Source organism: Allopontixanthobacter confluentis (assembly GCF_009827615.1).
GTDB classification, from domain to species: domain Bacteria; phylum Pseudomonadota; class Alphaproteobacteria; order Sphingomonadales; family Sphingomonadaceae; genus Allopontixanthobacter; species Allopontixanthobacter confluentis.
In genome coordinates this window covers 1,112,863-1,136,781 of record NZ_WTYU01000002.1, presented here as the reverse complement: position 1 = coordinate 1,136,781, position 23,919 = coordinate 1,112,863, and the positions used below count along the sequence as shown (strand labels likewise).

The 23,919-nt window shown below is 60.8% G+C and carries 25 protein-coding genes and 1 tRNA gene; 12 read left to right on the top strand and 14 right to left on the bottom strand.

All coding sequences use genetic code 11. The features are described 5' to 3' along the window. The gene (locus GRI44_RS13655) at nucleotides 1-1,023 is read right to left on the bottom strand and encodes an Mrp/NBP35 family ATP-binding protein (RefSeq protein ID WP_160602275.1); all 1,023 of its coding nucleotides are present in this window, start codon (nucleotides 1,021-1,023) and stop codon (nucleotides 1-3) included. A 73-nt stretch (nucleotides 1,024-1,096) separates the two neighbouring features. On the opposite strand from GRI44_RS13655, the gene hflK reads away from it, so the two are divergent. From hflK to GRI44_RS13640, 3 genes are all read left to right on the top strand, one after another. Further along, nucleotides 1,097-2,257: an FtsH protease activity modulator HflK gene (gene hflK / locus GRI44_RS13650; protein ID WP_232843153.1), complete on the top strand. Its 1,161-nt coding sequence runs from the start codon at nucleotides 1,097-1,099 to the stop codon at nucleotides 2,255-2,257. A 3-nt stretch (nucleotides 2,258-2,260) separates the two neighbouring features. Beyond that, the gene (hflC, locus tag GRI44_RS13645; protein ID WP_160602274.1) at nucleotides 2,261-3,112 is read left to right on the top strand and encodes a protease modulator HflC; all 852 of its coding nucleotides are present in this window, start codon (nucleotides 2,261-2,263) and stop codon (nucleotides 3,110-3,112) included. 179 nt (nucleotides 3,113-3,291) lie between these two features. Beyond that, complete coding sequence (locus tag GRI44_RS13640) at nucleotides 3,292-4,830, top strand: Do family serine endopeptidase (protein ID WP_160602273.1); 1,539 nt, start codon at nucleotides 3,292-3,294, stop codon at nucleotides 4,828-4,830. 110 nt (nucleotides 4,831-4,940) lie between these two features. On the opposite strand, the gene GRI44_RS13635 is transcribed toward GRI44_RS13640, so the two are convergent. From GRI44_RS13635 to GRI44_RS13615, 5 genes are all read right to left on the bottom strand, one after another. Further along, on the bottom strand, nucleotides 4,941-7,157 hold the full coding sequence (locus tag GRI44_RS13635) for a transglycosylase domain-containing protein (protein WP_160602272.1): 2,217 nt from the start codon (nucleotides 7,155-7,157) through the stop codon (nucleotides 4,941-4,943). Nucleotides 7,158-7,267: 110 nt separating this feature from the next. Continuing rightward, nucleotides 7,268-7,681, bottom strand: coding sequence for a peptide-methionine (R)-S-oxide reductase MsrB (gene msrB, locus GRI44_RS13630; protein ID WP_160602271.1), 414 nt, complete (start codon nucleotides 7,679-7,681; stop codon nucleotides 7,268-7,270). Between the two features lie 62 nt (nucleotides 7,682-7,743). Further along, nucleotides 7,744-8,415, bottom strand: a complete 672-nt coding sequence (locus GRI44_RS13625) for a glutathione S-transferase family protein (protein WP_160602421.1) — start codon at nucleotides 8,413-8,415, stop codon at nucleotides 7,744-7,746. Between the two features lie 89 nt (nucleotides 8,416-8,504). Then, nucleotides 8,505-8,969 (bottom strand): hypothetical protein, encoded by a 465-nt coding sequence (locus GRI44_RS13620; protein ID WP_160602270.1) that lies wholly within the window; start codon nucleotides 8,967-8,969, stop codon nucleotides 8,505-8,507. 98 nt (nucleotides 8,970-9,067) lie between these two features. Continuing rightward, on the bottom strand, nucleotides 9,068-9,487 hold the full coding sequence (locus GRI44_RS13615) for a hypothetical protein (protein ID WP_160602269.1): 420 nt from the start codon (nucleotides 9,485-9,487) through the stop codon (nucleotides 9,068-9,070). Between the two features lie 204 nt (nucleotides 9,488-9,691). Here GRI44_RS13615 and GRI44_RS13610 point away from each other — a divergent pair, with 204 nt between their 5' ends. From GRI44_RS13610 to GRI44_RS13590, 5 genes are all read left to right on the top strand, one after another. After that, nucleotides 9,692-11,122: an NAD-dependent succinate-semialdehyde dehydrogenase gene (locus GRI44_RS13610; RefSeq protein ID WP_160602268.1), complete on the top strand. Its 1,431-nt coding sequence runs from the start codon at nucleotides 9,692-9,694 to the stop codon at nucleotides 11,120-11,122. A gap of 56 nt (nucleotides 11,123-11,178) precedes the next feature. Further along, a complete protein-coding gene (locus GRI44_RS13605; RefSeq protein WP_160602267.1) occupies nucleotides 11,179-12,285 on the top strand; it encodes an S-(hydroxymethyl)glutathione dehydrogenase/class III alcohol dehydrogenase in 1,107 nt (368 codons plus the stop codon). A gap of 24 nt (nucleotides 12,286-12,309) precedes the next feature. Beyond that, nucleotides 12,310-12,693, top strand: coding sequence for a VOC family protein (locus tag GRI44_RS13600; RefSeq protein WP_160602266.1), 384 nt, complete (start codon nucleotides 12,310-12,312; stop codon nucleotides 12,691-12,693). Between the two features lie 3 nt (nucleotides 12,694-12,696). Next, a complete protein-coding gene (fghA, locus tag GRI44_RS13595; RefSeq protein ID WP_160602265.1) occupies nucleotides 12,697-13,533 on the top strand; it encodes an S-formylglutathione hydrolase in 837 nt (278 codons plus the stop codon). Between the two features lie 71 nt (nucleotides 13,534-13,604). Further along, on the top strand, nucleotides 13,605-14,414 hold the full coding sequence (locus GRI44_RS13590) for a TerC family protein (RefSeq protein ID WP_160602264.1): 810 nt from the start codon (nucleotides 13,605-13,607) through the stop codon (nucleotides 14,412-14,414). Nucleotides 14,415-14,531: 117 nt separating this feature from the next. Here the strand turns inward: GRI44_RS13590 and bdcA are convergent, their stop codons facing one another. The 3 genes from bdcA to metX form a co-directional block, all read right to left on the bottom strand. Beyond that, on the bottom strand, nucleotides 14,532-15,245 hold the full coding sequence (bdcA, locus tag GRI44_RS13585; protein WP_160602263.1) for an SDR family oxidoreductase: 714 nt from the start codon (nucleotides 15,243-15,245) through the stop codon (nucleotides 14,532-14,534). A 123-nt stretch (nucleotides 15,246-15,368) separates the two neighbouring features. Next, on the bottom strand, nucleotides 15,369-15,974 hold the full coding sequence (metW, locus tag GRI44_RS13580; protein ID WP_160602262.1) for a methionine biosynthesis protein MetW: 606 nt from the start codon (nucleotides 15,972-15,974) through the stop codon (nucleotides 15,369-15,371). After that, complete coding sequence (metX, locus tag GRI44_RS13575) at nucleotides 15,971-17,083, bottom strand: homoserine O-acetyltransferase MetX (protein ID WP_160602420.1); 1,113 nt, start codon at nucleotides 17,081-17,083, stop codon at nucleotides 15,971-15,973. The genes metW and metX overlap by 4 nt, the downstream gene beginning before the upstream one ends. Nucleotides 17,084-17,200: 117 nt before the next feature. On the opposite strand from metX, the gene GRI44_RS13570 reads away from it, so the two are divergent. Both GRI44_RS13570 and GRI44_RS13565 read left to right on the top strand, forming a co-directional pair. After that, complete coding sequence (locus GRI44_RS13570) at nucleotides 17,201-18,298, top strand: pyridoxal phosphate-dependent aminotransferase (protein ID WP_160602261.1); 1,098 nt, start codon at nucleotides 17,201-17,203, stop codon at nucleotides 18,296-18,298. After that, nucleotides 18,298-19,212 (top strand): prephenate/arogenate dehydrogenase family protein, encoded by a 915-nt coding sequence (locus GRI44_RS13565; protein ID WP_160602260.1) that lies wholly within the window; start codon nucleotides 18,298-18,300, stop codon nucleotides 19,210-19,212. The genes GRI44_RS13570 and GRI44_RS13565 overlap by 1 nt, the downstream gene beginning before the upstream one ends. A 35-nt stretch (nucleotides 19,213-19,247) precedes the next feature. Here the strand turns inward: GRI44_RS13565 and GRI44_RS13560 are convergent, their stop codons facing one another. From GRI44_RS13560 to ftsE, 4 genes are read right to left on the bottom strand one after another with little or no spacing between them, the layout of a single operon-like run. Then, the gene (locus GRI44_RS13560; RefSeq protein ID WP_160602259.1) at nucleotides 19,248-19,925 is read right to left on the bottom strand and encodes a lysophospholipid acyltransferase family protein; all 678 of its coding nucleotides are present in this window, start codon (nucleotides 19,923-19,925) and stop codon (nucleotides 19,248-19,250) included. Nucleotides 19,926-19,931: 6 nt separating this feature from the next. Next, a complete protein-coding gene (locus GRI44_RS13555; RefSeq protein WP_160602258.1) occupies nucleotides 19,932-20,513 on the bottom strand; it encodes a YdcF family protein in 582 nt (193 codons plus the stop codon). Further along, nucleotides 20,510-21,478 (bottom strand): cell division protein FtsX, encoded by a 969-nt coding sequence (locus tag GRI44_RS13550; protein WP_332872428.1) that lies wholly within the window; start codon nucleotides 21,476-21,478, stop codon nucleotides 20,510-20,512. The genes GRI44_RS13555 and GRI44_RS13550 overlap by 4 nt, the downstream gene beginning before the upstream one ends. Further along, on the bottom strand, nucleotides 21,475-22,239 hold the full coding sequence (gene ftsE, locus GRI44_RS13545) for a cell division ATP-binding protein FtsE (protein ID WP_160602257.1): 765 nt from the start codon (nucleotides 22,237-22,239) through the stop codon (nucleotides 21,475-21,477). The genes GRI44_RS13550 and ftsE overlap by 4 nt, the downstream gene beginning before the upstream one ends. A 178-nt stretch (nucleotides 22,240-22,417) precedes the next feature. Between ftsE and GRI44_RS13540 the strand changes: the two genes are divergently transcribed. Next, nucleotides 22,418-23,359 carry a zinc-ribbon domain-containing protein gene (locus tag GRI44_RS13540; protein ID WP_160602256.1) on the top strand — a complete coding sequence of 314 codons (942 nt, stop codon included), beginning with the start codon at nucleotides 22,418-22,420 and terminating at the stop codon, nucleotides 23,357-23,359. Nucleotides 23,360-23,368: 9 nt separating this feature from the next. Here GRI44_RS13540 and GRI44_RS13535 read toward each other — a convergent pair whose 3' ends face one another. Next, a complete protein-coding gene (locus GRI44_RS13535) occupies nucleotides 23,369-23,587 on the bottom strand; it encodes a hypothetical protein (RefSeq protein WP_160602255.1) in 219 nt (72 codons plus the stop codon). 199 nt (nucleotides 23,588-23,786) lie between these two features. Here GRI44_RS13535 and GRI44_RS13530 point away from each other — a divergent pair. Next, nucleotides 23,787-23,873 (top strand) — tRNA-Leu (locus tag GRI44_RS13530). The last annotated feature ends 46 nt before the right edge of the window (nucleotides 23,874-23,919 follow it).

Genomic DNA, 23,919 nt, shown 5'->3' with positions numbered 1-23,919 from the left:
TCAGGCGGCCTTTGCGTCCAGCCAGCGCGCCAATTGCGCGGCGATGGCGGCAAAGGCATCAGCCTGCGGCCCTTCGCCAGCGGCCGTGGGCGTCCCGGCATCGCTTTGTTCGCGAATTTCAATCGCCAGCGGGATCCGGCCCATGAACGGTATGCCGGTTGCTTCTGCCGCAGCTTCCACCCCGCCGCGCCCGAACGGATCGCTGACTTCGCCGCAATGGGGGCATGCATAGCCGGCCATGTTTTCCACCAGACCAATGATCGGCACCTTGCCGCTGTCAAACAGGTTGGCCGCGCGCTGCGCATCAATCAGCGCCAGGTCCTGCGGAGTCGATACAATGACTGCGCCGGCGGGCTTATAGCGTTGCAGCATGGTCAATTGCACATCGCCTGTGCCCGGCGGCAGATCCACCAGCAAAACTTCCACATCGCCCCACCGCGCATCGATCAGCTGGCCCAGCGCATTACCCGCCATTGGGCCACGCCAGGCAATCGCCTTGCCCGGTTCGACCAGGTGGCCCATCGACAGCATGGGGATGCCAAACGGACTGGCGATGGGAATCAGCTTGTCCCCTTCGGCCTGCGGGCGTTCGCCCTTGGTGGCCAGAATGGTCGGCTGGGACGGGCCGTAGATATCCGCATCGACCACGCCCACCTTGCGCCCTGCGCGCATCAGTGCCACGGCCAGATTGGCCGTCAGGGTGGATTTGCCAACGCCGCCCTTGCCCGAGCCCACCGCGATGATGAGCGGTTTTTTTTCAGTTTTCACAGCAGGCGCAGCAGTCGTGCCAGTGGCGGGCGGTGCGCCGGGCGCACGGTCTGCCATCATGGCAACGCGCACTTGGGACACGCCCTCCACGCCGCCGATCACATCCTTGATCGCAGCTTCCAGAGCCTGCCTTGCCGCAGCGTCAAGGCCATCAGCCCCGACCACCAGCGTGGCAATGCCGCCTGTCAATTTTGCTGACTGAACTCTGTGAGCAACAGAGCCGGGAAGCCGCGCTTTCAATCCATCTTGATCCATCGGCAAAGCCCCTAGCATCAAATTCACATGCGCAACCCCTGTTTTTCCGCCAGCGGGGCCCTATAAAGGTTTCATGGATATTTTGGGCGGTTTAACCAACACAATCGGGCTTGCCATGGCTGGCAAGAACCCATGGGGCACAAACAAGGGCGATGGCGGCGGAGGAGATTCCGGCAGCGGCGGCGCTGAACCTTCGGGTTCTGGCGACAAATCTGGTGGAAAACCGGAAGGTCCGCGCAACCCCTGGCTTCCATCCGGCAGCGATGATGCGCGCCGTTCCGCCAAGATCGAGGATATTTTCAAGAACCGTGGACCGGAAGGCCCGCGGCGCGGTGGCGGTGGCGGTGGCCCCGGCGGCCCCGGTTTCCACCTGCCGCCCCGTTCCAACGGCAAAAGCTGGGTGCCGATCATTGCCGGCGCCGCCATCCTTGGCTGGATTGCCATGAGCTCGGTGCATTTTGTGCAGCCCAAGGAACAAGGCATTGTCACCACATTCGGGAAATATTCCCGCACGCTGGAACCAGGCACCAACATGACGGCGCCTTGGCCTTTCCAGCAAGTGGATGTGGAACAGGTCAGCACGATCCGTTCAGAACGCATCCCCGAAGGGGGCGAACAGAAGCTGATCCTGACCGGCGACCAGAACCTTGTCGATCTGTCCTACCTCATCCGGTGGAACATCAAGGATTTGAAGCAGTATAAATTCCAGCTGGCACAGCCCGATGAAACCATCCGCGAAGTGGCAGAAGCTGCCATGCGCGCATCGGTGGCGGAACGCACGCTGGACGAGACATTTTCAGGCGCAGGCCGCGCGGAAATCGAAGAACGCGTGCGCCGCCGGATGCAGGCCATTCTGGATGCCTACCGCGCCGGTATTGCCGTGCAGGGCGTTGAAATTGCCAAAACTGACCCACCTGCAGAAGTGAACGAGGCGTTCAAGGACGTGACGGTGGCTGAACAGGATGCGGATGCAGCCATGAACACAGCCCGCGGTACAGCGCAGCAGATTCTGGAACGCGCGCAGGGTGAAACCATCGCTTTTGACAAGGTGTATGAACAATATCGCCTTGCCCCGGAAGTGACCCGCAGGCGTCTTTATTACGAGACCATGGAACGCGTTCTGAGCCAGACGGACAAGACCATCGTCGAAGCCAACGGCGTGCAAACCTATCTGCCGCTGCCGGAAATCCGCAAACGGGCGGCGCCCGCACCTGCTCCGGCGGAAGGACAGTAAGCCATGGAAAATATCTGGGAAAACCACAAACTTACGATCCTTGCCCTGGTGGCAGCCTTTGTGGCGCTGATGCTGAGTGTGGTGATCGTGCCGGAAGAACAGCAGGCAGTTGTGGTGCGCACGGGTGAACCTGTGCGGGTCATCAACCGTTTCCGGGCGGACACAGCCTACGGCGATACTGGCGCAGGCATGGTATTGCGCATACCGCTGCTGGAACAGGTGCAATTCGTCGACAAACGTGTGCTCGCGCTCGATATGGAGCGGGAACAGGTGCTGTCGAGCGATCAGCAGCGCCTGCTGGTGGATGCCTATGCCCGCTTCCGCATCATCAACCCTGTTTTGATGGTGGAAACAGCTGGCACCACCGAAGGGGTCCGCACCCAGCTGGAGCCGATCCTGAATTCGGTGCTGCGCCAGGAATTGGGGCGCCGCACATTTTCCAACATGCTGACCGCCGAACGCGGTCAGGCCATGGCCACCATACGCGAAAAACTGGATGTACAGGCCCGCGAATATGGCGCGCAGGTTATCGATGTGCGGATCAAGCGCACCGATCTTCCTGATGGCACCCCGCTGGAATCCGCGTTCCGCCGGATGCAGACAGACCGTGAGCGTGAAGCCCGCACCATTCGCGCGCAGGGTGAACGTAATGCCCGCGTCATCCGCGCAGAAGCCGATGCAGAAGCGGCCCGTGTGTATGCGGCAAGTTTCGGCAAGGACCCGCAGTTCTATGATTTCTACCGCGCCATGCAAAGCTATGACCAGACCTTTGCCAAGGGCGAAGGGCGCGGCGAAAGCAGCATAATCCTGTCACCTGACAATGATTATCTGCGCCAGTTCCGCGGCAGCCGGTAATGCCGTTTGTCGAACGGTAATGCAGCCCGTCGACAGCTGCGCCCCGCCAGACGCGCTGTTCAATCAGCGTTCAGGGGCGCAGCGCTGATTGGCAGCAGAACATCAGGGGTGAGTTGAAAAATGCAGGTGCGCTACGCATCTGATCAATACGCATCTGATCAAAGAGCCAAGAAGAGGATATGATACCTGTGCGATATGCTTACGGACTGACTTCCGCGCTGCTGGTTGGCGGCGCTGCAATTTCACTGGTAACCGGGTACCCTGCCGGAGCGCAGGTGGCACAGAACGATGACAGCCGGATGGTTGGCGTTTCGCCCCGTGCGGGCGCGCCGGAAAGTTTTGCCAATCTGACAGAACAGCTGCAACCCGCCGTGGTCAATATTTCCACCCGCCAGCGCGTTGAAGTGCCGCAGCAGAACAATCCCTTTGCAGGCACGCCGTTTGCCGAATTATTTGGCCAGCGCGGCCAGAACCAGCCACAGCAGCCGCAAACCCGCGAAGCGCAGTCGCTGGGTTCAGGGTTCATCATTTCGGCTGATGGCTATGTGGTCACCAATAATCACGTGGTCAGCCCGACCGGGCGCGGGACGGTGGAAGAAATCACCGTCACCATGCCCGATGGCACGGAATATCCGGCTGAATTGATCGGTAATGACGCTGCCTCGGATCTGGCGGTGCTGAAAATCAAACGCAGCAGCCCGTTTCCTTTCGTCAAGTTCGGCGATTCCAAAACCGCCCGTGTGGGCGACTGGGTCATTGCCATCGGCAATCCCTTTGGCCTTGGCGGAACGGTTACGCAGGGCATCGTTTCGGCAGTGTATCGCAACACCGGCAGCGGGGGCGCATATGATCGCTACATCCAGACCGATGCCAGCATCAACCGCGGCAATTCGGGCGGCCCGATGTTCGATATGCAGGGCAATGTGATCGGCATCAACAATGCCATCTTCTCCCCATCGGGCGGCAGCGTGGGCATCGGCTTTGCCATCCCAGCAGAAATTGCCGCGCCCATCGTGGAACAGCTGAAATCCGGCCGTGAAATCGAACGCGGCTATCTTGGTGTCCGGATTCAGCCAGTGACTGATGATCTGGCGTCTTCGCTTGGCCTGCCCAAGAACCGGGGTGAATTCGTCCAGGCAGTGGAACCGGGCGCTGCTGCGGCTGCTGCCGGCATTCAGGCTGGTGACGTGGTGGTGGAAGTGAACAGCAAGCCTGTCACTTCAAGCCAGTCGCTGTCATTCCTAGTGGCCAATATCACCCCCGGCACCCGCATCCCGATCCAGCTTTATCGCAATGGCGAACGCCGCACCGTCAATGTGACAGTGGGCAAACGCCCGACCGAGGAACAACTGGCCGAACAGCAGATGTTTGACCCCGATGCCGAAGCGCCGATGCCCGAAAGCGGCAGCAGCGGCGTCATCGAACAGTCGATGGGCCTGCAGGTCATTGAACTCACCCCGCAAATCGCCGGCCAGCTTGGCGCGACAGCAGATACCAAGGGGCTGGTCATTGCTGCGGTCGATCCCAATTCGGACGCAGGCAGCAAGGGTCTGCAGCGCGGCGACATTATCCTGACCGCCAATTACAAGGCGGTCTCCGCGCTCGGCCAGTTGGAAGATGTCGCCAAGGAAGCCAAAAGCGCCGGGCGTGAAGCCGTTCTGCTGCGCATTCAGCGGCGCGGCCGTCCTGCCACCTATGTGGCGGTTCGTATCCGGTAAAGCGGGCCCATGATGCCCAAGCAAAAGGCCCCTTTCGCTGCTTGGCGAAAGGGGCCTTTTCTTTTGCCCTGTGACTATCCCGCTTGCGAGAGCGGGCGGCCTTGCTGCCGCTAGTTTGGCGGTTGCTGCTGGCGGGGCGGCGGGAACTGCACCGGGGCTGGCGGCCCGCGCCTGACTGGCTGCGCTGGCGGTGGGCGAGTTTGGCCGGCATTGCGGTTCTGGCCGGTGGCGCGGTTCAGGAAATCATCACTGGCAGCCTGCGGTGCCCCGTCTGCAGGCGGTGTCTGGCCCTGGTTCTGGCCCGGATACTGGCCCGGGCCCTGTTGCGGTGGCTGGCCCTGCGGGAAACCCTCGCCTTCCACCGCAAACGGCATCGGTTCAGGCTGCTGCCTGCCGGGTTCGATCAGATTGCCCTGATCGTCGATGTAATAATAATCATCCGGGTCGCCGAAGTAATATTCATCGTCAGGTTCAAGCTGCCATTCGGGAAGTTTAAGCTCGGTTTCAAACTGTTCAACCGGCCGGTCCTGTACCGCATACCGCATGAAGGCGGAAAACGCCTGCGCCGGTGCGCGCCCCCCCTGCAGGCCCGGCACGGCCTTCGCATCGTCCCGGCCCATCCATACGCCCGTGGTTACGCCGCTGGAAAAACCGACAAACCAGCCATCCTTGTTGGAACTGGTGGTGCCGGTCTTGCCGGCTACCGGCCGGCCAATCTGCGCTGCCTTGCCAGTGCCGGTATTGACCGCTGTCTGCAGCAGATCAGTAATGCCCGCGGCCACATAATCAGGCACCAGCTGCACCTTGCGCGCCGCTTCATGTTCATACAGCGTGTTGCCGGAAGAATCGGTCACTTTGACAATGCCGTAAGGTTCTACCGAAGTCCCCTTTTCAGACACGGCGGCAAAGGCACGGGTCATGTCGATCACCCGCACTTCGGAACTGCCCAGCACCATGGAAGGATAGGTGGAAATGGGGGTGGTGATGCCGAACCGGCGCGCCATGGACGCGACCGAACCAAAGCCCACTTCATTGCCCAGCTGCGCTGCCACGGTATTGATCGAATAGGCAAAAGCGGTGCGCATATTGATTTCACCAGCGTTGGAACCGCTGGAATTACGCGGGGTCCAGCCATCAATCGTGACCGGCACATCCTTCACCGTGTCACCCGGCGTATAGCCTGATTCCAGTGCAGCCAGATAGACAAACAATTTCCACGCAGAACCGGGCTGGCGCAGCGCATCTGTCGCGCGGTTGTAACTGCTGGTGACATAATCCGTGCCGCCCACCATCGCCAGAATTGCACCATCACGGTCCAGACTGACCAGCGCGCCCTGTGCGCCCTTGGGGGTATTGGCCTTGATGGCGGCCGTACCGGCGCGCTGCATCCCGACATCGATCGTGGTCCACACTTCGATCGGTTCAAATGTTTCGGGCAGCAGCAGATCCAGCTGTGGCAATGCCCAATCGGTAAAATAGCGCACCGAATTCTGCGCCTTGTCTTCCTGCAATTTGACGGCTGACACATCCACAGATGCCTCGTCTGCGGAAATGCGGCCCTGCTGGCGCATCAATTGCAGCACCACATTGGCGCGGCTGACTGCTGCCTGCACATCGGCGGTGGGGGAATAGCGCGATGGCGCTTTCACCAACCCCGCAATAATCGCCGCTTCCGCGGTGCTCAGCTCGGTGGCGGGATGGCTGAAGAACTTGCGGCTGGCGCTATCCACGCCATAGGCACCGCCGCCAAAATAGACCTTGTTGAGATAGAGTTCGAGGATCTGCTCTTTGGAAAATTTCCATTCCAGCGCCATGGCCAAAACCGCTTCGCGCAATTTGCGGTCCAGCGTGCGGTTGGAATTGAGGAAGACGTTACGCGCCAGCTGCTGGGTAATGGTGGAGGTCGCGCCGAAGCGTTTTTCACCCGTCGCCCAGACATATACCGCCCGCGCGAGGCCCAGCGGATCCACCCCGATATGCGAACGGAAGCGGCGGTCTTCGACTGCGACCATCGCTTCCTTCATGACATCGGGGATTTCGCTGCTGTCGAGCCATTTGCCGAAACTGGGGCCAAGTTCGGCAATTTTGGTGCCGTCACGCGCCCGCACGACAATGGTTTGTGCGTTCTGCGTGGCTTTGAGCTGGCTGTAATTGGGCAGGGATTGTGCGGCAAAGGCGATGGCAAGGCCAAGGAACAGGGCGCCAAGCAAAGCAAGCACGCCGCCCCAGATGAACAGCCGCCTCATCCAGCGTCCCAGACCTGATTGCTGCTTCGCCTTCGTGCTGGATCGCCTGCCGGCAGTCCGCCGGCTTCCCCGCCTTGCCATGGGTTACGCTTTACCTTTTCACAGTGCGCGATGCGCGAACCAGATATCCTCTGTTCGCTGCATAGGACACTTATAACCGCGCGTGAACGGGCAAAAATCCGCCGCGGGCATCAGCCCTCGTCGGCAGCGTCCTCTGGCACGAAATTCAGCGCCGCGCTGTTGATGCAGTACCGCAGACCTTCAGGACCGGGGCCATCGGGAAAGATATGGCCAAGGTGGCTTTCGCAACGCGCGCATTTCGCTTCTGTACGGATCATGCCGGCAGATACGTCGCGTTCTTCTTCCACTGCAGCGCCCGACGCCGGGGCCACGAAGCTGGGCCAGCCCGATCCGCTGTTATATTTATCGTCCGATTCAAACAGCAATTCGCCGCAGGCCGCACAGCGATATTCGCCCGCCGCCTTGTTGGTGTCCAGCGCGCCGGTGAAGGCCCGTTCGGTTCCTGCTTCGCGCAGGACATGATATTGTTCCGGCGTCAGGCGCTCGCGCCATTCGGCATCGGTCAGGTTCAGCTTGTCAGACATTCAGGGGGAACTCCTTTGCAGCGAATATGGGGTCTGGCGCGCCAAATTCTAGCCGCCAGGTTTTAGCCGTCGATTTCCCCGTAATGGCTGGGCGGCTGGATCACTTCCATCCGCTCCGACAGCAGCGGGCGGAAACTGGGGCGGCTTTTGAACACCGAATACCAGCCGCGCGTCTGCTCATGCCCCGACCAGTCAATCCCGCCGAGATAATCCGCGACCGATATCTGCGCCGCCGCGGTCAGATCGGCCAGGCTCATGGTGGAACCAGCCAGCCAGGGGCGCGTGTCGATCAGATAATCCATGTAATCGAGATGGCCGTGCGCCATCTTCATCGCCTGCCGCAATGCCTTGGAATCCGGCGGCTGACGCAGGATGAGGCGTTTTTTCATGCGTTCGTGCAGCAGCGGGCCAGTCACATCGTAATAGAAGTTTTCATCAAACAGCGCCACCAATCGGCGGATTTCCGCGCGACTGGCAACAGTGCCGTTGATCATCGGCATTTTTTCGACGGTTTCTTCGAAATATTCGCATATCGCCCGGCTGTCGCACAGGGTGATGTTCTTATCCGCCTCGTGCAGCACAGGCGTACGGCCAGCCGGGTTCAGCGCCCAGAATTCATCGCCCGCATCCCACGGGTTTTCACGCCATAATTCATAAGGAACGCCCTTTTCGCTCAGCAAAAGGCGGACCTTCCGGCTGAACGGGCAAAGCGGAAACTGATAGAGACGCCACATGGGCATTGTCATGCCGCAAGCTGGCGCCAGCGTCCACTATTCCCCGCACCAAACCCGGCACAAAACCAGAGTTTTCAGTGGGAATATACCTAGTCGCCAGCGCGGGCAGCATCAGCCATGGCATTTTGCACCTGCGCGGCCATCTGGCGCAGCACCGGCAGCATGGTTTCAAGGCTGCCTGCCATGGCAGACGCAGCGCCCATCATTTGGGGCAATTTTTCCTCGATCTGCTGCGGCATATCAGCAGCATCGGGGCCGGCCAAATTGCGCAAGGTGGCGTCCGGATCGACATCCGCCCCATCCTCGCCCGCCATGCGTGCCGCTGCATCAGCCAGCGGCGCCAGCGGCATATCCAGCAATATTTCGCCCATCACCCGCACCGATTGCGCCAGCGCTTTCTGGGTCGCAGGATCGCCCAGCTTTTCTGCCAATTTGCTCGAAACACCGGCCATGTCATGTTCGCTGGAATTGTGCGGCGCTGCGTGCACTTGTGCCTGGGCAGACGCCGGAATGGCAATTGCCGCCACGGCAGCAGAAATTATCAGAAAACGCATTGATCAACCTCGCAAATGCAGGAAGTTACGCCGTCCCTGATGGGGCCAGATGCCTGACCCTTCGCTGAACAATAAGCCCAGCACATCAGGCTGAAAGATCAGATGCCGGATGCCTCGAGCAGCAACAGGCACGGCTGCATCACTTCATCAAGCTGGGCATCGTCGCCCGAATTCCCGGCCGCAAGCAGCATGGCCGCTTCTTCCTGCAAGGCAGCGGCCACCGCGCCGCGGTCCAGCCTGCCTGTGTCCATGGCATAGGCGCTGCTGCGGACAAAAAATTCGCGGCCCCGCTTGGCCAGCGTCGGATAGCCAAGTGCGGCGGCATCGCCCAGCGCCTGCCTTTGCGCCACAATCGCAAAAGCCGCAGAACAGCGCAGCGTGGTTCTGGTTTCCAGACTGATGCGGCCATTCCCGGTATCCACAGGGCTGCTATCCATTGGGCGAGTAACCACAGGGTCATGCTGCGCCATTGCAGGGGCGCAGAACAACAGGGCGAGCGGGGTCAGGCGAATGATCATCCCCGTGTCATACGCATCCCAATCTTAACGCCAAGCTGAACACCGCGCTGAACGCTCACAGACCGCGATAGCGCCCACTGCAACACCGGATTTTGTTTTATCAGGGTGGGAAAAATCCCGCAGCGCCTTATGTGGCATGCAGACCATTTCGCCCGACACCGCGCTTTCCGGCCATGCCGGGGCGGCAGACCCAAGGATATTCCCATGCGTGATTACCCCGCCCTTCACCTCATCATCGGCGGCGAAAAAGTGGGGGCGGTTGGCCGCGACACCTGCGCTGTGGTTGACCCGTCGACCGGCGAAACCATTGGCGAACTGCCACTCGCCAATGCGGCAGATCTGGACAGCGCGCTGGAAAATGCCGCCAGGGGCTTTCGTATCTGGCGCGCCACTGCACCTGAAAAACGCGCCAGGGTTCTGCAGGACGGCGCTAATCTGCTGCGCGAACGGGTGGAAACAATCGCCCAGATGCTGACCCGCGAACAGGGCAAGCCGTTGCCCGAAGCAAAGGGTGAAATCCTCTACAGCGCCAATCTGCTGGATTTCTACGCCGGTGAATGCAAGCGCATCTATGGCCGCACATTGGTGCGCCCCGCAGGCCAGCGCGCCGAAGTGCGGATGGAACCGGTTGGCCCGGTGGCAGCCTTTGCGCCGTGGAATTTCCCGGCACTGAATGTCGCGCGCAAGATTGGCGCGCCCATTGCGGCGGGCTGTTCCGTCATTGTCAAACCGTCGGAGGAAACGCCCGCAACCGGCGCCGCAGTCGTGCAGTGCATGCTGGATGCAGGGCTGCCGCCCGAAGTGTGCCAGGTGGTGTTTGGCGTGCCTGACGAAGTGAGCCGCCATCTGCTTGGCTCCCCCATTATCCGCAAGCTGAGTTTCACAGGGTCCACCACCGTTGGCAAACATCTGCTGAAACTGGCCGCAGAAGACATGAAGCGCACCACCATGGAACTGGGCGGCCATGGTCCGGTGCTGGTGTTTGGCGATATGGATGTGGACAAGGTGCTGGATACCATGGCCCCCAATGCCTTCCGCAATGCCGGGCAGGTGTGCGTCAGCCCCACCCGTTTCATCGTGGAAGAAAACCTGTTCGAACCATTCCGCGATGGCTTCATCACACGCGCCAGGGCGTTGAAAGTCGGCAATGGCTTTGATGACGGGGTACAGATGGGCCCCATGGCCAACCCGCGCGGGCCAGACCAGATCGAACGCATGGTGGCCGATGCGGTGGACCATGGCGCGAAGCTGGAAACCGGCGGCGAGCGGATTGGCAACCAGGGCTATTTCTACGCCCCCACGGTTTTGTCCGAAGTGCCAACCAGCGCTGAAATCATGAATGAAGAACCCTTTGGGCCAGTAGCCATCATCAATCGTTATGCGGACGAAGCGGCCATGATCGCGGAAGCCAACCGCCTGCCATACGGCCTGGCCGCCTATGCATGGACCAATGATGCCGCCCGCCGCCGCCGCCTGATCGACGAAATCGAAGCGGGCATGGTCGCCATCAACACCGGCGGGGTCAGTGCGGTGGATGCCCCGTTTGGCGGGGTCAAATGGTCCGGCCACGGTAGCGAAGACGGCGCAGAAGGCGTAACAGCCTGCATGGTGCTGAAAACGGTTCACGAAGCCTGACCGGTCTGGCAAGCAGGTTTACCAAGTTAAATACCAGGATGGAGCATTTCTAACCCATGAAAACCCGCGCTGCCGTTGCCTTTGAGGCGAAAAAACCGCTCGAAATTGTCGAGCTCGACCTTGAAGGACCCAAGGCGGGCGAAGTGCTGGTTGAAATCATGGCGACCGGCATTTGCCACACCGATGCCTACACGCTGGACGGGCTGGATAGCGAAGGCCTGTTTCCCAGTGTGCTGGGCCATGAAGGCGCGGGCATCGTGCGCGAAGTGGGCGCGGGCGTCACTTCTGTCGAAGCGGGCGATCATGTGATCCCGCTTTACACGCCCGAATGCCGCCAGTGCAAAATGTGCCTTTCGGGCAAGACCAACCTGTGCAGCGCCATCCGTGAAACGCAGGGCAAGGGCCTGATGCCCGATGGCACCAGCCGGTTCAGTTACAAAGGGCAGCAGATCTTCCATTACATGGGCTGCTCCACCTTTTCCAACTTCACTGTCCTGCCGGAAATCGCCGTGGCCAAAATCCGCAAGGATGCCCCGTTCCAGACCAGCTGCTACATCGGCTGCGGCGTTACCACCGGCGTTGGCGCTGTGGTCAACACCGCGCAGGTTCGCCCCGGCGATAATGTCGTGGTGTTCGGCCTTGGCGGAATTGGCCTTAACGTGCTGCAAGGCGCGAAAATGGCAGGGGCAAACCGCATTGTGGGCGTGGATATCAACCCCGACCGCGAGGAATGGGGCCGCAAATTCGGCATGACCGATTTCGTGAACCCGAAGAATGTGGGCGATGTTGTCGCCCATCTGGTCAATATGCTGGATGGCGGCGCGGATTACAGTTTTGACTGTACCGGCAATACAGAAGTCATGCGTCAGGCGCTGGAATGCTGCCATAAGGGCTGGGGCACCAGCATCATCATCGGCGTGGCCGAAGCGGGCAAGGAAATTTCCACCCGCCCGTTCCAGCTGGTCACAGGCCGCAACTGGCGCGGCACCGCCTTTGGCGGGGCCAAGGGCCGCACGGATGTTCCCAAAATCGTGGATTGGTACATGGACGGTAAAATCGCCATTGACCCCATGATTACCCATGTCCTGACCCTGGATGAAATCAACAAGGGTTTTGACCTGATGCATGCGGGCGAAAGCATCCGCAGCGTTGTCGTTTACTGAACTACCAACCAGGAGAGAAATGCCATGTTTAGCCATGTAATGCTGGGCGCCGACGATATCGACGCCGCCAAGAAATTCTACGACGCCACCTTTACCGCATTGGGCGGCAAGGAAGGCATCGTCGATCCCAAGGGCCGCCTTGTCTATATGCATAATGGCGGCATTTTCCTCGTCACCAAGCCGATTGACGGCCAGCCAGCATCCTGCGCCAATGGCTCCACCATCGGTTTTGCAGCCGCCAACCCGGCCCAGGCCGATGCATGGCACAAGGCTGGCCTCGAAGCGGGCGGCACTGCCATTGAAGACGCGCCGGGCGTGCGCGATCCTGAAGGCATGAACCTTTATCTCGCCTATCTGCGCGATCCCGCCGGCAACAAGATCTGCGCCATGCACCGCATGGGGAGCTGAGGCTTGAGCCTTACGACGCTTAGTGAAAACCGGTCGCACGGCGGCATTCAGGGTGTGTATGATCACACCTCGGATGCCGTCGGCACCACCATGACATTCTCGGTCTATGTTCCGCCGCATGAAGCCGGCGCGAAGCTGCCTGTGCTGTGGTATCTTTCCGGCCTCACCTGCACCCATGCCAATGTGACGGAAAAGGGCGCCTATCGCCGTGCCTGCGCGGAACATGGCATCATTTTTGTCGCGCCCGATACATCGCCGCGCGGGGATGATGTGCCCGATGACGAGGCGTATGATTTCGGCAAGGGCGCAGGCTTTTACGTTAATGCACTGCAGGAGCCATGGGCGCGCAATTTCCGGATGCGCAGCTATATCGAAGACGAACTGCCTGCGCTGATTGCCGCGAATTTCCCGGCAGACATGGCGCGGCAGGGCATCACCGGCCATTCCATGGGCGGCCACGGCGCGCTGACCATTGCCCTGCGCAACCAGCCGCGCTTCAAATCCGTCAGCGCCTTTGCGCCGATTGTGTCCCCGCTGAATTGCCCCTGGGGTGAGAAAGCGCTGGGCGGCTATATCGGCCCTGACAAGGACAAATGGCGCGAATATGACGCTGTGGCCCTGATCGAGGACGGCGCGCGCCTGCCCGATCTGCTGGTGGACCAGGGCACAGCCGACAATTTCCTGACCGAGCAGCTGAAAACCGGCCTCCTCGCCCTTGCCTGCAAGAAAGCGGGCATTCCGGCCACCATCCGGATGCAGGAAGGCTACGACCATTCCTATTATTTCATCGAAACCTTCATGGAAGACCATGTGAAATGGCACGCGGGGCGGCTGATTTAGAGTAATCCGTCAGAAGCTAACTGCAATTCACATGCTTGTGTAATCATCCGTGTTGAGGCAGATGGCCGCGCATGGATATTCTCGCACTTCTGTCAGACCCCGCCGCATGGCTTGCGCTCCTCACGCTCATCGCGCTCGAAATCGTGCTGGGGGTCGACAATCTGATCTTCATTGCCATTCTGTCGAACAAGCTGCCGGAACATCAGCAGGCCCGGGCGCGGCGCATCGGCCTTTCGCTGGCGCTGGTGATGCGGATTGGTTTGCTGATGCTGATCGGCTGGATTGTCACGCTGCAAACCCCGCTGTTTGATCTGGGGCTGCAAGGCGCGCCGAATGAATATGGCGAAGTCACGTTCGAAACGGCCTTTTCCGGCCGCGACCTGATCCTGCTGGCGGGCGGTATGTTCCTGCTGTGGAAGGCGACCAAGGAAATCCACCATTCGATGGAGCCGGAGGACGATTCCGGTGATTTGCTGGACAAGACTCCCGGCATCGCCGCTGCCGCCACTGCCAGTTTCGGCGCGGTCATCGCGCAGATCATCGCCATCGACATCGTGTTTTCCATCGATTCCATCCTCACCGCCGTGGGCATGACGGACGACATACCCATCATGGTGACCGCCGTGGTGATCACCGTGGGCGTGATGATGGTGGCCGCCGATCCGCTGGCCAAGTTCATCGAAAAGAACCCGACACTGGTGATGCTGGCACTCGCCTTCCTGGTGATGATCGGGCTGGTGCTGATTGCAGACGGCTTCGGTTTCCACGTGCCCAAGGGCTACATCTACGCCGCCATGGGCTTCTCTGTCGGCGTGGAAATGCTCAACGTAGTCCAGCGCAACCGCCGGATGAAGAAGCGCCAGGCTGCCATCGCTGAGTAAGGTCGAAACAGACGGCATGGCGCCAATAGTGACCACCGTTGCAACTGATTGTCTTCAATACCGCCGCAGGTTTTCGGCTCCCCTGCTCGCGCTGGCAATGGCAGCAGGTTGCGCGATCTAGATGCCAACACCGCCGTCGATGGTTTGCGTGGTCCCTGTGATCATGGCCCCTGCCGGGCTGCACAGGAACATGACAAGCTGCGCCACTTCATCCACTTGGGCATGCCGCTTGATTGCCATTGCAGAGTGCATCATCTTCGCAAACGGACCTGTCTCAGGGTTCATGTCGGTGTCGACAGGCCCCGGCTGGACCACATTCACCGTGATGCCACGATGGCCGAAATCACGCGCCAGTCCGCGCCCGATTCCCTGAACGGCTGATTTGGAAAGCGCATAGGCAGTTGCGCCCGGCCATGGCACCCTGTCGCCATTGACCGAACCAATGATGATAATGCGGCCGTTATCGCGCATGGTTCGCCCGGCTTCCACGCTGGCATGATAGGGGGCGCGCACATTGATATCGATCAGACGGTCAATGTCGTCAGGATTAAGTTCCAGCACATCACCGGAAATTGCCACGCCAGCGTTGACCACAAGCATATCAAGCGGTCCTGCATCGGCCACTGCGGCAACCACTTCATCGCGTTTCGCGCTGTCTGCTTTTACCGCGGTTGCGCCCGTTTCATTGGCGACTTCAGCCGCAGCATCGGGCGATCCGGAATAGGTGAAAATGACATTGGCACCGGCAGAGGCGAAATGACGAACGATGGCCGCCCCGATACCCCGGCTGCCGCCCATGACCATGACCGCCTTGCCTGCAAAATCATCCATTCTCTGACATTCCTTCTGACATGCGCATGGCCCGGGCGGGCCGCTGCTGCGATGTATCACGGATATTTTCTCGCCTACAAGAGCATCCCGGCAGGCAAGGTTTTAGATCAATTTCCTGAAGGTCTAGCGGCTCAGCTGAAACACCGCATATTCGGCGCGCCAGTTGGCTCCGCTGGGGCTGATTTCGTGGCCGCCGGCGAAGAACCAGCTTTGGTCGGCGGTGACGCCTTTTTCGAAAAGCAATTCGCGGAAATCGGTCACGGTGACGTGGTGGATGTTCTGCGTTTCATACCAGCTGACCGGCAGGTGCCGCGTTACCGGCATCCGGCCATGCAGCAGCAATGCGCGGCGCATCCGCCAATGGGCGAAATTGGGGAAGCTGACAAAGGCCTGCCGCCCCACCCGCAGCAATTGGTCCAGCATCAGGTCGGGCCGTTCTGCCGTCTGCAGGGTCTGGCTGAGGATGGCGTAATCAAACGCACCATCGGGATAATCTGCCAGATCCCGGTCCGCATCGCCCTGCACCACGGATAATCCGCGCGCGACGCATTGTTCCACCTGCGCCGGATCAATCTCCAGCCCGCGGGCATCCACGCGTTTTTCATCGCGCAGTGCCGCCATCAGCGCCCCATCGCCGCAGCCGATATCCAGCACCCGCGTGGCAGGTTCGATATGGCGGGCGATAACGGCCAGATCGGGCCGCAAGCTGCTGGCAGCGTCACGGCTCATTCCAGAAAGCCCTTCACCACCCGGTCCAGCGCGGGCACATCCAGCAGGAAGCTGTCATGCCCGAAAGGCGCTGACAGTTCGACAAAGCTGACCGGCGCGCCCGAAGCGTTCAGCGCATGGACCACGTGGCGCGATTCTGCCGTGGGATACAGCCAGTCACTATCGAAGCTGACGAGGCAGAACCGCGCCGGGCTGCCGGCGAAGGCATTGCCCAGCTTGCCGCCATGTTCTTCCGCCAGATCGAAATAATCCATCGCGCGGGTGATATAGAGGTAGGAATTGGCATCGAACCGGCGGGTAAAGCCGCTGCCCTGATAGCGCAGGTAACTTTCCACCTGAAAATCCGCATCGAAACCGAAGCTTTTGGCGCCCGCCGTGCCATCGGGCCGGTCCTGCAGGCGGCGGCCGAATTTTTCCGTCAGCCCGCTTTCCGAAAGATAGGTGATGTGGGCCGCCATGCGCGCCACCGACAGGCCCGCCACGGGCCGCGTTTCCTGCGCGTAATAATCGCCGCCATGCCACGCAGGGTCGGCCATGATGGCCTGCCGCCCCACTTCGTGAAAGGCGATGTTCTGCGCGGAATGGCGCGCCGTGGTGGCAATGGCCAGCACCCGCGCGGCGCGGGTCGGGAAATTGGCGGCCATGCTCAATGCCTGCATCCCGCCCATCGATCCGCCGACCACCGCGTGCAATTGCCGTATTTCCAGCCCGTCCAGCAAGGCGACAAGGCCGCGCACCATGTCGCGAATGGTGATGACGGGGAAACGCATCGCATAGGGTTTGCCATCGGCCGCCAGGCTGGCGGGTCCGGTGGAGCCCATGCAACTGCCCAGCACATTGGCGCAAATGACGTGGAAACGGTCTGTATCAATCGGCTTGCCGGGGCCGACCATCCTTTCCCACCAGCCCGGCTTTCCGGTCATGGGATGGGGCGAGGCAAGATATTGATCGCCGGTCAGCGCGTGGCAGACCAGTATTGCATTGCTGCGGTCTGCCGCCAGTTCGCCATAGGTTTCATAGGCAATGGTAACGCCGTCCAGCGCCTCCCCACTATCAAGCGGAAGGCTGGCAGGCAGCGGATAGGTTTGCGAGGCGGTTTGCGGGGCCATGGGCCGCGAGGCTTGGGACAGGTTGCGCATGGTGTCAATCGGCCCAATCTGCCAATCGGCCCAATCTGCCAATCGGGCTGTCATTACAGGGCCAAAGCGGCTATTTGCGCGGCCCATATGGCAAAGCACCCTACACCCAAACCGTGGATCGCAGATATTCATGCCTATGTGCCGGGCAAGGCACATGGCGCTGACGGGCGCGAACTGGTCAAACTGTCCGCCAATGAAAACCCGCTGGGCAGCAGTGCTGCGGCGCTCGGTGTACTGGGCACGGCGGGACAACCGGCGCTTTATCCTGATCCCGATTGCAATGCCCTGCGTGCTCAGATTGGCGCGTTGCACGGTCTGGCAGCAGACCGTATCCTGTGCGGCGCTGGCTCGGGCGAGCTGTTGCACTGCGCGGTACAGGCATTTTGCGGTGTGGGCGACGAAGTGGTCTTCTCCCGATTTTCCTTCTCGCTTTATCCGTTGCTGGCGCGAAAAGTAGGGGCGTCGCCGGTATTCGCGGCAGATCATGATTACGCGGCATCGGTGGACAATCTGCTGGCTAATGTCACCCCAAGGACGAAAGCGGTTCTGCTCGACAATCCCAACAACCCGGTTGGCAGTTGGTTGCCGCGCGAGGAAGTGGAACGGCTGCACGCAGGCTTGCCCGGACATGTGTTGCTGATCGTCGATCAGGCCTATGCAGAATATCTTGCACCGGAGCTCGACGATGGCGGGCTGGAACTTGCTGCGCGGCACGACAATGTGTTGGTTACGCGAACATTCTCCAAGGCTTATGGCCTCGCAGCAGAGCGAGTGGGATGGGCCACTGGTTCGCCGCGGCTGATCGATTATCTTAACCGGCTGCGCGGCGCATTCAATGTCACCAGCAGGGGACAGGCAGCCGCCCTTGCCGCCGTGGGCGATCAGGATTTCGTCGCGGCATCACGGGCACATAATACGCAGGAACTGGCGCGTTTTACCCAATTTGTTGAAGCGCTGGGCAACCATGGTTTGCGGCCGGTGCCAAGCAAGGCGAATTTCTTGCTGGTGCTGTTTGAAGGCGCGGTAACAGCCGAAATGGCGCAGAATGCGCTGGCCGATGCAGGCTATGCCACGCGCTGGCTGCCGGGGCAGGATTTGCCGCACGGCCTGCGCATCACCATTGGCACTGCGGCACAAATGGATGATGTGATGGCCGCATTACGCACATTGCTGGACCAGGGCTGATGCTGGTGCGCAATGTCGCCATCATCGGGCTGGGCCTGCTGGGCGGGTCAATCGGGCTGGCGGTGGCCGAATTTCTGCCGGGCATATCCACGCGCGGCTATGATGCTGATCCGCAAACCCGTGACCGGGCGCAGGCGCGCCAATTGGTCGGCATGGTCTGTGACAGCGCAAGCGAAGCGGTTGCCAACGCTGATCTGGTGATTTTCTGCGTGCCGGTGGGCGCCATTCCTGCTGCAGCGGCGGAGATTGCCGAACATTTGCCCGCCGATGCGATCATATCTGACGTTGGCTCATCCAAACAGACCGTGGGCGAGGCATTGCGCGCTGCGTTGCCCCACCATGTGGTGATCCCTGCCCATCCTGTGGCTGGCACCGAACGCAGCGGGCCTGATGCAGGCTTTGCTACATTGTTCCAGCATCGCTGGTGCATCCTCACACCTGATGGCAATACGCCGGACCAGGCATTGGCAGATGTCCGCAGCTTCTGGGAAAGTCTGGGCGCGCGGATAGAGATAATGGATGCGCGGCACCATGATCTGGTGCTGGCCGTAACCAGCCATATTCCGCATCTCATCGCCTATACTATTGTGGGCACCGCGTCTGATCTGGAAGAGGTGACGCGCGGCGAGGTGATCAAATATTCCGCCGGCGGGTTTCGGGATTTCACCCGCATTGCCGCATCAGACCCGACCATGTGGCGCGACGTGTTCCTGCATAATCGCGGCGCGGTGCTGGAAATGCTGGGCCGCTTCACCGAAGACCTGACGGCAATGCAGCGGGCCATCCGGTCAGCCGATGGCGACGCCCTGTTTGACCTGTTCAGCCGCACGCGCGACATCCGCCGGTCAATTATCGAAATGGGGCAGGACGATGCCCGCCCAGATTTCGGGCGTGCCGATCATCAGGATGGCTGACCAGGCGCCCGGCACCCGGCATCTGCAAGGTTGCGTCAGTTCAGCGCATTGATCGCACCAGCCACCCGCGCTTCTATTTCGGCGCGCGGCAGGCCCGGCGGGATCTTCTCACCAATCCGGTAAGTGATGGTGCCGCTGCGTTTCCAGAACCGGTGGTATAATGGCCCGCTGTTCACCGCCACTGGCACCACGGGCAGGCCAATCAGCTTGTATAGGCCGGCAAACCCTGCCTGCAATTTTGCCTCTGACCCATGCGGCACGCGCGTGCCTTCGGGGAAAATCACCAGTGGCCTCCCTTCCCCAGCATAATCGCGGGCGGCGGATACCATTTTGCGCAAGGCTTTTGCGCCCTGGTCCCGCTCCACGAAAATCATGCCATATGCCTTGGCCGCTCGCCCCCAACCGGGGATCAGGAACAGTTCGTATTTGGCAAAGGCCACGGGCGCTTCGTACATGGCAGGCGCATCGATCGCTTCGAAAAAGCTTTCATGTTTGACTGCATAGAAGACAGGTTCCGAAGCGTATTCCCCTTCGATCACTATGGTGATGCCAAGAATGCGGCGCAGGCATGCACGGTGGTAACATGCCCAGCCTGCAACCGCCCGGCGCAGCGGCCCCGGCCCGATCGGGACGGCCAGCACCGATGCCACCACATAAAAAATGCTGCCAAGGTAAAACACGGGGTAAAAGGCAAGGTTACGCAGGTAGAGCATGGCCGTTTACGTCATGTCCCACAGGTGGCCGAGCTGGCGCGCGATGTGGCTGGCCAGCATTTTGTGATATTCCAGGAAAAGAATGCGCAGCGAAGGTTCCGACGGCACGCCATCTTCGATGATCTGAACATTGCCGGGCACCATCTGCCGCAATTCTGACGATGCACGGCGCATATGCCAGTCCGTCGTGACCAGCCTGACGGAGCGATATTTCCGCTCAGCAATCCAGTCTGCCGTTTCTGCCGCATTGCCGCGCGTGTCGACAGCAGCATAGCCAAGCGTGATGCAGCACATCATGGTCTGCATCGGCACTTCGAATTCGGTCGCAAATTCTCCCGGCTTCACTTCGGGGTCGACCCCGCTGACCAGCATTTTTGCCGCGCCGCCCTGCCGCAAGACCTCCAGCCCGCGTTCAATCCTGCCCGCGCCGCCAGTGGGCACCACCACCGCATCTGTCCTGACCCCTGCGGCCTTGGCGTCCCCCCGCCCTTGCCCCGCAACCGGAACCGGCCCGGGCAGCGCCACGGCAAACCAGGCAAAACCCAGCGCCCAGATTATCAATATGGCAGAACCCAGCCGGCGGATCACAGCATTCGCCTCAACGCCAGCATGACAGTCAGCCGCGCGGTCAGAACCGCAATCACGATGCCCACCATCGGGATGGCGGCCAGCACCAGCCAGTCAAAACCGGTCAGCCCGCCGCCTGCGACCATGCCTGAATCAAGCCCTGCAAATTGCCTGCCCAGCAGCAGGACGGCGGCCAGCCCCATCAGCAGGCCAACCGTGCCACCCAAAGTCGCATCCAATGCGATAGACCGCTGGAATATCCGCGCGATCTGGCTGTCTGTTCCGCCCAGCAAATGCACCACCTCGATTGTATCGCGATTAGCCCCCAGCGCGCTGCGTGATGCCAGCCACACAGCGGCACCGCTGGTCAGCCCCAATAGCATCACCAGCGCAAAAGCCAGCCATTGAAGCGACGATATGGCGGAAAAAACCGGCCTCAGCCAACTGGATTGTGCATCAATGCGCGCCGCTGGTGCCTGTTCGGCGACCAGACGCCGCATGGAATCAAGATCCCCTGGCGTCACCGCGCTGCGCAAACGCACATCGATGAGCGCGGGAACGGGGATGGCGTCAGTATCTGATGCGGCGCCTGAAACAGTGCTCAAACCGGGGCCCGAACCTGTCCCAAGCCATGGTTCCAGCAATTGTTCCAGTTCTGCATCGGGCACCCGCCGCAGCGATGCCACCGCAGGATGCTGGGCCAACAGGATTTCGGCGGCCTGGGCCTGCCGGTTCCGCTCTGTCGGCGAAGCTTCCACAATCTGCACAGTGGCCCCGCCTGACAATTCGCTTTGCGCGGTGACCGCCAGATTATGCATGGCAAGCCCGCCCGCAGCCGCAATCACCGTCAGCGCCACCATGATGGCAATGACCCATGGCATCGGCCCTCCCATTCGCGCCTGCGGCACCAGCCTTGATGCCCGCTCGCCCCTGAAGGGAGAAAATCCGCGCGCCACCCTGCGGCTGATGGTGGGAGGGCGTTTCACAGCGCAAACCCGAAATCATCAGCCTGGCCATCATCATCGCGCGGCATGATTTCGCGGCGCGGCGGATAGCGCAGCGCGCCTGTCGGGTCAGACAAACGCCCCTTGTCCAGCCGCATGATCAGCGATTCGGGCACTTTACGCAGCAGATGCACATCATGGGTCGCCACCACGACCGTGGTGCCAAGCCGGTTCAGCGCTTCAAACAGGCGCAGCAGTTTAAGCGCCATGTCAGGATCGACGTTGCCGGTCGGTTCATCGGCGACCAGCATATCGGGCCGCGCTATCACCGCCCGCGCAATGGCCACGCGCTGCTGCTCACCGCCCGAAAGCGTGGCGGGCTGCGCATCGCTCCGATGACTGAGGCCCACCCAATCCAGCATGTCTGTCACCGGCTTGTGCAAATCTGCCTCGCGCACGCCCGAAACACGCAGCGGCAACGCCACATTATCGAATGCGGACAGATGCGGCACCAGCCGGAAATCCTGAAAAACCACCCCCAGCCGCCGCCGGAAGGCGGGCAAGCGAGTGCGCGGCAAAGTAATGACATCCGTACCGAACATCGAAATCATCCCGCGTGACGGGCGCTGCGCCAGATAGAGCAATTTCAGCAAGGATGTCTTGCCCGCGCCGCTGGCGCCAGTCAGAAAATAAAAGCTGCCGGGGTAAAGCGTAAAGGACACATCGCTCAACACTTCGCGGTCGGCACCGTAACGCAGGCCGACATTATTGAAGGTGACAACTTCGGTTTCGGCATTCTTCACAGGTCGGCTGCCCTGTTTCGGGAGCCGATAAATGGGCTGGTGAAGAAGAAAATGGGCGGTTTGGGCATGGTGAGGGGCCTATAGCTATGCTTCGATGTGGAAAAAAGCCATCCTATTCACTTGATCTGCCCCAGAAGCCTTGTTGCGATTCGCGCAGCGGCCTAAGGTTTGGCGCATCATGATCATTTCCTGCCCCGCCTGCTCCACGCGCTACGTCGTTCCCGACAGTGCCGTCGGCGTGGAAGGACGCACCGTACGTTGCGCCAAATGCCGCCACAGCTGGTTTCAGGAAGGCCATCTGGTCGATCCGTCCCAGTCCCAAGCCCCGGCCCAAACCCCGCCCCAAGCATCAGCCCCCCCGACCGCCCCACCCGCCACGGTTCAACCACTGGCAGATGCAGGCATGGAAAATGCGGCGGATGAAACTAATCCGCGTAAAGATGCGGCAGCGCCGTCGGCCGCAGAATTCAGGGAAGACGACACTGCAGCGGCCATGCAGCCTGTCCAAGCGCCTCACGAAACAGCCTCCGCCGATGCAATTGCAGTAACTGCCGCGGCACCGGCCACACGTGCGCCGGACGATAGTGCGCCGCAGACACCGGTCATGGTGGAAACGCCCCCGCAACCCGTCGCGGCAGTGTATGATGATACAGAGGTGTCGCAGTTCGATTATGAACCGCCCTTCCAATCGCGCCGCAATCCGCTGAAACTATGGACTGCTGCGGCTGCGATTTTTGCTGCCGTGGCCTTTGGCACGATTGCCGCCGTCAGCTATTGGGGGCTGCCCGACTGGGTGCCAGTCAGCCGCCCGACATTTGCCGTAAACCAGCCTGATCTGGTGCTGGAATTTCCGCCGGGCCAGCAGGATCGGCGTACATTACCCAATGGCACGGAATTTTTCGGCGCCAGCGGCACCATCACCAATGTCGGGCGCGAGAGCCATCAGGTGCCCTCCATCCTCATCATCCTTCGTGATGAGCGCGACCGGATTGTATATAGCTGGGAAGTCGCGCCGCCGCAGCCCAGCCTGGCGCCGGGCGAACAGGTGACCATCAACGAAGCTGTAACGGACGTTCCGCGTTCTGCCAAATTTGCGGAAATCGGGTGGAAACCCGGCTGATCCGGCCGTTCAGCTGAATTCGAACCACACGGTTCCATCCCTGCCATCACGCATTTGCGGCTTATGTTCACCGTCAAACCTGCGCTGCCGAAAGCGGATTTGTGTGCCTGCCAATATGGTGACACTGGCGCTGGCCTGGATCGCCACAGGTTCATCCGCCTTCACCGCAGGCGCATGCTGCACCGGGGTTGCAGCGGCCAGAATAGCAAGGGATGCAGCCACGCTCATGCGCCATGGTTGACGGCTTCTTAACCACCTTTGCAAGGATTCTGTTAACGCCAGTCCCGCTGCGGGACACCAGCGCTGCCAAGGGTGGGCTAGACGCAAAACGCAGCGCGGCGAAACCTGTGCTTGCGCAGCCGATAGGCCTTTGCTAGTGGCCCGCTCCTACCCCGCAGGGAAGCGCTCGCGCCCCCTGACTTTGTGTGCGGTCATGGCGGAATTGGTAGACGCGCAACGTTGAGGTCGTTGTGGGCGAAAGCCCGTGGAAGTTCGAGTCTTCTTGACCGCACCATTTCCGGTTAAACATAGGCCCTACGCCGTTTGACCGGGCGACAGTA

What these genes read in the sequence shown, in the direction of transcription:
- GRI44_RS13655 (WP_160602275.1), bottom strand. Translation starts at nt 1,023, where the DNA reads ATGGATCAAGATGGATTGAAAGCGCGGCTTCCCGGCTCTGTTGCTCAC.
- hflK (WP_232843153.1), top strand. Translation starts at nt 1,097, where the DNA reads ATGGATATTTTGGGCGGTTTAACCAACACAATCGGGCTTGCCATGGCT.
- hflC (WP_160602274.1), top strand. Translation starts at nt 2,261, where the DNA reads ATGGAAAATATCTGGGAAAACCACAAACTTACGATCCTTGCCCTGGTG.
- GRI44_RS13640 (WP_160602273.1), top strand. Translation starts at nt 3,292, where the DNA reads ATGATACCTGTGCGATATGCTTACGGACTGACTTCCGCGCTGCTGGTT.
- GRI44_RS13635 (WP_160602272.1), bottom strand. Translation starts at nt 7,157, where the DNA reads ATGGCAAGGCGGGGAAGCCGGCGGACTGCCGGCAGGCGATCCAGCACG.
- msrB (WP_160602271.1), bottom strand. Translation starts at nt 7,681, where the DNA reads ATGTCTGACAAGCTGAACCTGACCGATGCCGAATGGCGCGAGCGCCTG.
- GRI44_RS13625 (WP_160602421.1), bottom strand. Translation starts at nt 8,415, where the DNA reads ATGTGGCGTCTCTATCAGTTTCCGCTTTGCCCGTTCAGCCGGAAGGTC.
- GRI44_RS13620 (WP_160602270.1), bottom strand. Translation starts at nt 8,969, where the DNA reads ATGCGTTTTCTGATAATTTCTGCTGCCGTGGCGGCAATTGCCATTCCG.
- GRI44_RS13615 (WP_160602269.1), bottom strand. Translation starts at nt 9,487, where the DNA reads ATGATCATTCGCCTGACCCCGCTCGCCCTGTTGTTCTGCGCCCCTGCA.
- GRI44_RS13610 (WP_160602268.1), top strand. Translation starts at nt 9,692, where the DNA reads ATGCGTGATTACCCCGCCCTTCACCTCATCATCGGCGGCGAAAAAGTG.
- GRI44_RS13605 (WP_160602267.1), top strand. Translation starts at nt 11,179, where the DNA reads ATGAAAACCCGCGCTGCCGTTGCCTTTGAGGCGAAAAAACCGCTCGAA.
- GRI44_RS13600 (WP_160602266.1), top strand. Translation starts at nt 12,310, where the DNA reads ATGTTTAGCCATGTAATGCTGGGCGCCGACGATATCGACGCCGCCAAG.
- GRI44_RS13590 (WP_160602264.1), top strand. Translation starts at nt 13,605, where the DNA reads ATGGATATTCTCGCACTTCTGTCAGACCCCGCCGCATGGCTTGCGCTC.
- bdcA (WP_160602263.1), bottom strand. Translation starts at nt 15,245, where the DNA reads ATGGATGATTTTGCAGGCAAGGCGGTCATGGTCATGGGCGGCAGCCGG.
- metW (WP_160602262.1), bottom strand. Translation starts at nt 15,974, where the DNA reads ATGAGCCGTGACGCTGCCAGCAGCTTGCGGCCCGATCTGGCCGTTATC.
- metX (WP_160602420.1), bottom strand. Translation starts at nt 17,083, where the DNA reads ATGGCCCCGCAAACCGCCTCGCAAACCTATCCGCTGCCTGCCAGCCTT.
- GRI44_RS13570 (WP_160602261.1), top strand. Translation starts at nt 17,201, where the DNA reads ATGGCAAAGCACCCTACACCCAAACCGTGGATCGCAGATATTCATGCC.
- GRI44_RS13565 (WP_160602260.1), top strand. Translation starts at nt 18,298, where the DNA reads ATGCTGGTGCGCAATGTCGCCATCATCGGGCTGGGCCTGCTGGGCGGG.
- GRI44_RS13560 (WP_160602259.1), bottom strand. Translation starts at nt 19,925, where the DNA reads ATGCTCTACCTGCGTAACCTTGCCTTTTACCCCGTGTTTTACCTTGGC.
- GRI44_RS13540 (WP_160602256.1), top strand. Translation starts at nt 22,418, where the DNA reads ATGATCATTTCCTGCCCCGCCTGCTCCACGCGCTACGTCGTTCCCGAC.
- GRI44_RS13535 (WP_160602255.1), bottom strand. Translation starts at nt 23,587, where the DNA reads ATGAGCGTGGCTGCATCCCTTGCTATTCTGGCCGCTGCAACCCCGGTG.